Origin of the sequence: Streptomyces sp. WAC04114, assembly GCF_019733245.1 — a bacterium.
In the GTDB taxonomy this organism is placed as follows: Bacteria; Actinomycetota; Actinomycetes; order Streptomycetales; family Streptomycetaceae; genus Streptomyces; species Streptomyces massasporeus_A.
The window spans coordinates 1-6193 of sequence record NZ_JAIGQA010000280.1 but is presented as its reverse complement, the minus strand read 5'-3'; the positions used below and the strand labels follow the sequence as shown (position 1 = coordinate 6193).

Genomic DNA, 6193 nt, shown 5'->3' with positions numbered 1-6193 from the left:
GCGACCGCGGCCAGGGTGTCCAGATGCCCGCAGGAGCCGACGGCCTGCCTCAGCCCGGCCCGGTCGGTGACGTCGAGGGTGTGGGTGCGGGCGGTGCCGCCGCTGTCCTTGATCAGGGTCGCCGTCTCGTGCAGGCCCTCGGCATCACGGTCCGCGCAGTGCACTGTCGCGCCCGCCTCGGCGAGCAGCAGGGCCGAGGCGCGGCCGATGCCGCTCGCGGCGCCGGTGACGAACGCGGTGCGGCCGCTGAGGTCGTACGCCGTGACGGGCATACAAGGACCGTACGAGCGTTTCTGACGGGTCGTCAATTGGTGCGGCTGCGCCGGGTCGGGGCGGGGGCGTGGCCGGGCTGGCAGGTGGGGCACCAATAGGTCGGGCGTTCGCGGGAGCCGTCGCCCTGGTCGGCGACCCGGATCGAGGTGCGGCAGCGCAGACAGGGGCGCGGGGCGCGGCCGTAGACGAAGAGGTCCTGGCCGCGGCGGCCCGTGGTGGTGCGGATGGGGCGGTCGCGGTTGGCTTCCAGCAGCTTCTTGGCGAGCGCCGGCAGCTTCGCGGCCCGGTCGGGGGGCAGGTCGCCGGCCGGGAGCCAGGGGGTGACGCCGAGGAGGAAGCAGATCTCGCTCTTGTAGACATTGCCGACGCCGGCGAGGTTGCGCTGGTCGAGCAGGGCCTCACCGAGCTCGCGGGCGGGGTCCTGGAGGACGTTGGCGAGGGCGCGGTCGGGGTCCCAGTCCGGGCCGAGGAGGTCGGGGCCGAGGTGGCCGATCGCGCGGTGCTCGTCGCTCGTGCGCAAGAGTTCCAGGACGGGGAGGCGGTAGCCGACGGCCGTGCGGTCGGGGTTGCCGAGGATCGCGCGGATCTGGTGGCCGGGGCCGCCGCTCCAGCGCTGGCCGTTTCCGTACACCTTCCAGGAGCCGTCCATCCGCAGGTGGGAGTGGAGGGTCAGGCCGCCCTCGAGGCGGGTCAGGAGGTGCTTGCCGCGCGCGGTGACGTCCAGGACCGTACGTCCGGTGAGGTCGGCCGTGGCGAAGCGGGGCACCCTGAGGTCGCTGCGGGTCAGCACCTTGCCCGCGAGGGCGTCGTGCAACCGCCTCGCGGCCTGCCAGACCGTGTCACCTTCGGGCATGGCTCAAGGGTGGCACGGTCGGGGCGTGCTCGGTCGGGGCGGCTGTGGGCGGGTGGTCGTCATGCGCGCAGGCGGAGTCCTCGGGGCGTCGCGATGAAGCCCGCTCCTTCCAGGAGGGTGCCAATGGGGGCGGTGAGGGCTTGTGCGCCGTTGATGCGCTCCACCGTGACCGTGCCGAGCGAACCCGCGCGGGCGGCTGCGGCGAGGGCTTCGGCTGCGCTGCCCAGGCGGGGGTCGGCGGTGGGGTCGCTGTCCGGGTCGGCGGGCCAGGCCAGCAGGGTCTTGCCGCCGCGCTCCATGTAGAGCGTCAGCTCGCCGTCGACGAGCACCACCAGGGAGCCCGCTTTGCGGCCTGGCTTGTGCCCGGCGCCGGACGGCGGCTCGGGCCAGGGCAGGGCTGCGCCGTAGGCGTTCGCCGGGTCGGCGGCGGCGAGCACCACGGCCCGGGAGGCGCCGTCGGGGCGGGTGCGGCGGCCCGGGAATCCCTGGTCGTACCCCGCGCGCCCGCCGTTCTGCCAGGGCGGGGCGGTCTGCGGGTAGTCGCGGGGCGAGACCCACTCGCCCGGGGACGGATCGGGGATGGCGAAAGAGGCGTCCAGGTCGGGGAAGCCGTCCGGGCCCGGGTCGCCCGTGTGGTCGTGGGAGGGGACGGAGGCGTCCGCTCCGGCGAAGTCGTGGGCCGGGAACGGGCCGGGTTCGGTGCCGGTCGGCGGGCCGGGCATGTCCTGGCCGCGGTCGCGGGCGTTGGACACCGCGCGCAGGCGGTCCACCGCGCCGTCCATCGCGAACTGCGCGGCGCCGAGCCCCTCCACCACATAGCCGCGGCGGGCCTGGCCGCTCTCCTCGAAGACCGACAGGACGCGGTACGTCGCCGAGAAGCCGCCCTCGACGCCCTCCGCCGAGACCGCGCCCCTGGTGACTACGCCGTGCCGGTCGAGCAGGGTGCGGGCGAGGGCGTGGGCCCGCACGGTGGGGTCCGGTTCATGGGCCGGGAGCAGGGACCAGCGGCCCGCGACCGTCGGGGGGCCGGAGCGGGACGCCGTGCGGGCCGCGGCCGTCAGGGAGCCGTAGCGGCCGCGCGGCATCGAGCGCTTGGCACGGTGGGCCGTGGAGCCCGCGGTGCGGCCCGAGCCGAGCAGAGAGCGCATCGGGGTGAGCGTGTCGTTCGTCAGGCGGCCGGACCAGGCCAGGTCCCAGAGGGCGTCGGCCAGCTGGGGATCGGTGGCCTCGGGGTGGGTGGTGGCACGGACCTGGTCGGCGATCTGCCGGAAGAACAGGCCGTAGCCGCCGGAGAGGGTGTCCAGGACGGACTGGTGCAGGGCGGTCAGCTCCAGCGGGTGCGGCGGCGGCAGGAGCAGGGGGGCCGCGTCCGCCAGGTAGAGGGAGACCCAGCCGTCCTTGCCGGGGAGCGAGCCCGCCCCGGCCCAGACCACCTCTCCGGCGGCGGTGAGCTCGTCCAGCATCGCCGGGGTGTAGTTCACGACCCGGGAGGGCAGCACCAGCTTCTCCAGGGCGGAGGCCGGCACGGACGCGCCCTGCATCTGTTCGATGGCGCGGACCAAGCCGTCGATGCCGCGCAGGGAATGCCCCTTGCCGATGTGCTGCCACTGGGGGAGGAACTGGGCGAGCGCGGCCGGAGGGACCGGCTCCAGTTCGTGGCGCAGGGCGGCCAGGGAGCGGCGGCGCAACCGGCGCAGTACAGCGGCGTCGCACCATTCCTGGCCGATCCCGGCCGGGTGGAACTCGCCCTGGACGACCCGCCCCGCCGCCGAGAGCCGCTGGAGAGCGCCCTCGGTGACGGCCACGCCCAGACCGAAACGGGCCGCTGCCGTGGCCGAGGTGAACGGGCCGTGGGTGCGGGCGTAGCGTGCGAGGAGGTCGCCGAGCGGGTCCTTGACCGGCTCCGTGAAGGCTTCCGGGACGCCGACCGGCAGGGCGGTGCCCAGGGCGTCGCGCAGGCGGCCCGCGTCCTCGATCGCCGCCCAGTGGTCCCTGCCCGCGATCCGGACCCGGATGGCACGGCGGGCGCCCGCCAGGTCCTGGGCCCACTGCGGTTCGGCACCCCGCTCGGCCAGTTCCGCGTCCGTGAGCGGGCCGAGCAGGCGCAGCAGGTCCGCGACACCCTCGGCGTCCTTGACGCGGCGGTCCTCGGTGCGCCATTGAAGCTCCTGCTCCAGCTCGGTCAGCACCTCCGCGTCGAGCAGCTCGCGCAGCTCCGCCTGGCCCAGCAGCTCCGCCAGCAGCCGCGAGTCCAGCGACAGGGCTGCGGCGCGGCGCTCGGCCAGCGGGGAGTCACCCTCGTACAGGAACTGGGCGACGTAGCCGAAGAGGAGGGAGCGCGCGAACGGGGAGGGTTCGGGAGTCGTGACCTCGACCAGGCGGACCTTGCGCGACTCCAGGTCGCCCATCAGCTCGACGAGCCCCGGCACGTCGAAGACGTCCTGGAGGCACTCGCGGACCGCCTCCAGGACGATCGGGAACGAGCCGAACTCGCTCGCCACCTGCAGCAGCTGCGAGGCGCGCTGCCGCTGCTGCCACAGCGGGGTGCGCTTGCCCGGGTTGCGGCGCGGCAGCAGCAGCGCACGCGCGGCGCACTCGCGGAAGCGGGAAGCGAACAGGGCCGAGCTGCCCACCTGGTCGGTGACGACCTGATCGACCTCGCCCTTGTCGAAGACGACGTCCGCCGCGCCCACGGGGGCCTGCTCCGCGTCGTACTCCCGGCCCATCTTCACCGGCTCCTGGTCCAGCAGGTCCAGTCCCATGAGATCGGCGTCCGGCAGGCGCAGCACGATGCCGTCGTCGGCGTGCATGACCTGTGCGTCCATGCCGTAGCGCTCGGAGAGCTTGGCGCCGAGCGCGAGCGCCCAGGGGGCGTGGACCTGGGCGCCGAAGGGGGAGTGCACCACCACGCGCCAGTCGCCGAGCTCGTCGCGGAAGCGCTCCACGACGATCGTCCGGTCGTCCGGGATGTGGCCGCAGGCCTCGCGCTGCTCGTCCAGGTAGGAGAGCACGTTGTCCGCCGCCCACGCGTCCAGCCCGGCGGCGAGGAGCCGGAGGCGGGCGTCGTCCTTGGGCAGCGAGCCGACCTCGCGCAGGAACGCGCCCACCGCCCGGCCCAGTTCCAGCGGGCGGCCCAGCTGGTCGCCCTTCCAGAAGGGCAGCCGGCCCGGCACGCCCGGGGCGGGGGAGACCAGGACGCGGTCGCGGGTGATGTCCTCGATGCGCCAGGAGCTGGTGCCGAGCGTGAAGACGTCGCCGACGCGGGACTCGTAGACCATCTCCTCGTCGAGCTCGCCGACCCGGCCGCCGCCCTTCTTGGGGTCGGCGCCCGCGAGGAAGACGCCGAAGAGTCCGCGGTCGGGGATCGTGCCGCCCGAGGTGACGGCGAGGCGCTGCGCGCCGGGGCGCCCGGTGATCTCGCCGGTCACCCGGTCCCACACCACGCGCGGGCGCAGCTCCGCGAACGCGTCGGACGGGTAGCGGCCGGCCAGCATGTCGAGGACCGCCGTGAAGGCCGACTCGGGCAGCGAGGCGAAGGGGGCGGCCCGGCGGACGGCGGCGAGGAGGTCGTCGAACTGCCAGGAGTCCAGGGCCGTCATGGCGACCACCTGCTGGGCCAGGACGTCCAGAGGGTTGGCGGGCACCCTGAGGGACTCGATGGAGCCGGTGCGCATGCGCTCGGTGACCACCGCCGCCTGCACCAGGTCGCCGCGGTACTTCGGGAAGACCACACCGGTGGAGACCGCGCCCACCTGGTGCCCCGCCCGCCCCACCCGCTGCAGGCCGGAGGCGACCGAGGGCGGCGACTCGACCTGGACCACCAGGTCCACCGCGCCCATGTCGATGCCCAGCTCCAGGCTGGACGTGGCCACGACCGCGGGCAGGCGCCCCGCCTTGAGGTCCTCCTCGACCAGGGCCCGCTGCTCCTTGGACACCGACCCGTGGTGGGCGCGGGCGATGACCTGGGGGGCGCCCTGGGCCGCTCCCGAGCCGCCCATGAGCTCGGCGGGGGCGTGGTGCTCGTCGAGGGGCACGCCCGTGGCCCGTTCGTACGCGATCTCGTTCAGGCGGTTGCAGAGGCGCTCCGCGAGGCGGCGGGAGTTCGCGAAGACGATCGTGGAGCGGTGGGACTGGACGAGATCGGCGATCCGCTCCTCCACGTGCGGCCAGATGGATGGACGCTCCGCGCCTTCCTGGCCGTCCGCCACCGGGGAGCCGCCCAGCTCGCCCAGGTCCTCGACCGGGACGACCACGGACAGGTCGAACTCCTTGCCCGACTCCGGCTGGACGATCTCCACCTTGCGGCGCGGCGAGAGGAACCGGGCCACCTCGTCGACCGGGCGGACCGTCGCGGAGAGGCCGATGCGGCGGGCGGGCTTCGGCAGGAGGTCGTCCAGCCGCTCCAGGGAGAGCGCGAGGTGGGCGCCGCGCTTGGTGCCGGCGACCGCGTGCACCTCGTCGAGGATCACCGTGTCGATGCCGGTCAGGGCGTCGCGGGTGGCCGAGGTCAGCATCAGGAACAGCGACTCGGGCGTCGTGATCAGGATGTCCGGCGGGCGGGTGGACAGCGCGCGGCGCTCGGCGGCCGGGGTGTCGCCGGAGCGGATGCCCACCTTGACCTCGGGCTCGGGCAGGCCGAGGCGCACGGACTCCTGGCGGATGCCGGTCAGCGGGCTGCGCAGGTTGCGCTCGACGTCCACCGCCAGGGCTTTCAGCGGGGAGACGTACAGGACGCGGCAGCGCTTCTTGGGGTCGGCCGGGGGAGGTGTCGAGGCCAGCTGGTCCAGGGCGGCCAGGAAGGCCGCCAAGGTCTTTCCGGAGCCGGTGGGTGCGACGACCAGCACGTCCGAGCCCTCGTGGATGGCCTGCCACGCACCGGCCTGGGCCGGGGTGGGCGCGGAGAAGGCACCCGTGAACCAGGCGCGGGTCGCGGGTGAGAAGCCGTCCAGGGCTCGGTGCGCATTGCTGGGCATGCGTCCATCGTGCACCCCGGCACTGACAACGGGGCTTCGCCGCCTCGTCCCCCGGGGCGCGCGGGATGGGGCGGGGGCGGCTGCGGCCTTCGGG

3 protein-coding genes are annotated in these 6193 nt (G+C 74.7%); all 3 read right to left on the bottom strand.

Annotated features, from left to right (window positions below; genetic code table 11):
• Positions 1 to 272, bottom strand: a 272-nt coding sequence (locus K4G64_RS37685) for an SDR family NAD(P)-dependent oxidoreductase (protein ID WP_221760373.1), incomplete at its 3' end; no start/stop codon positions are given.
• Positions 273 to 304: 32 nt separating this feature from the next.
• Positions 305 to 1126 carry an Fpg/Nei family DNA glycosylase gene (locus K4G64_RS37680; RefSeq protein WP_221760372.1) on the bottom strand — a complete coding sequence of 274 codons (822 nt, stop codon included), beginning with the start codon at positions 1124 to 1126 and terminating at the stop codon, positions 305 to 307.
• A 59-nt stretch (positions 1127 to 1185) separates the two neighbouring features.
• Positions 1186 to 6099, bottom strand: a complete 4914-nt coding sequence (locus K4G64_RS37675; protein WP_221760371.1) for an ATP-dependent helicase — start codon at positions 6097 to 6099, stop codon at positions 1186 to 1188.
• Positions 6100 to 6193 lie beyond the last annotated feature (94 nt).

Excerpts from the sequence above, each read along its gene's own strand:
- K4G64_RS37680 (WP_221760372.1), bottom strand. The coding sequence starts at position 1,126 with ATGCCCGAAGGTGACACGGTCTGGCAGGCCGCGAGGCGGTTGCACGAC.
- K4G64_RS37675 (WP_221760371.1), bottom strand. The coding sequence starts at position 6,099 with ATGCCCAGCAATGCGCACCGAGCCCTGGACGGCTTCTCACCCGCGACC.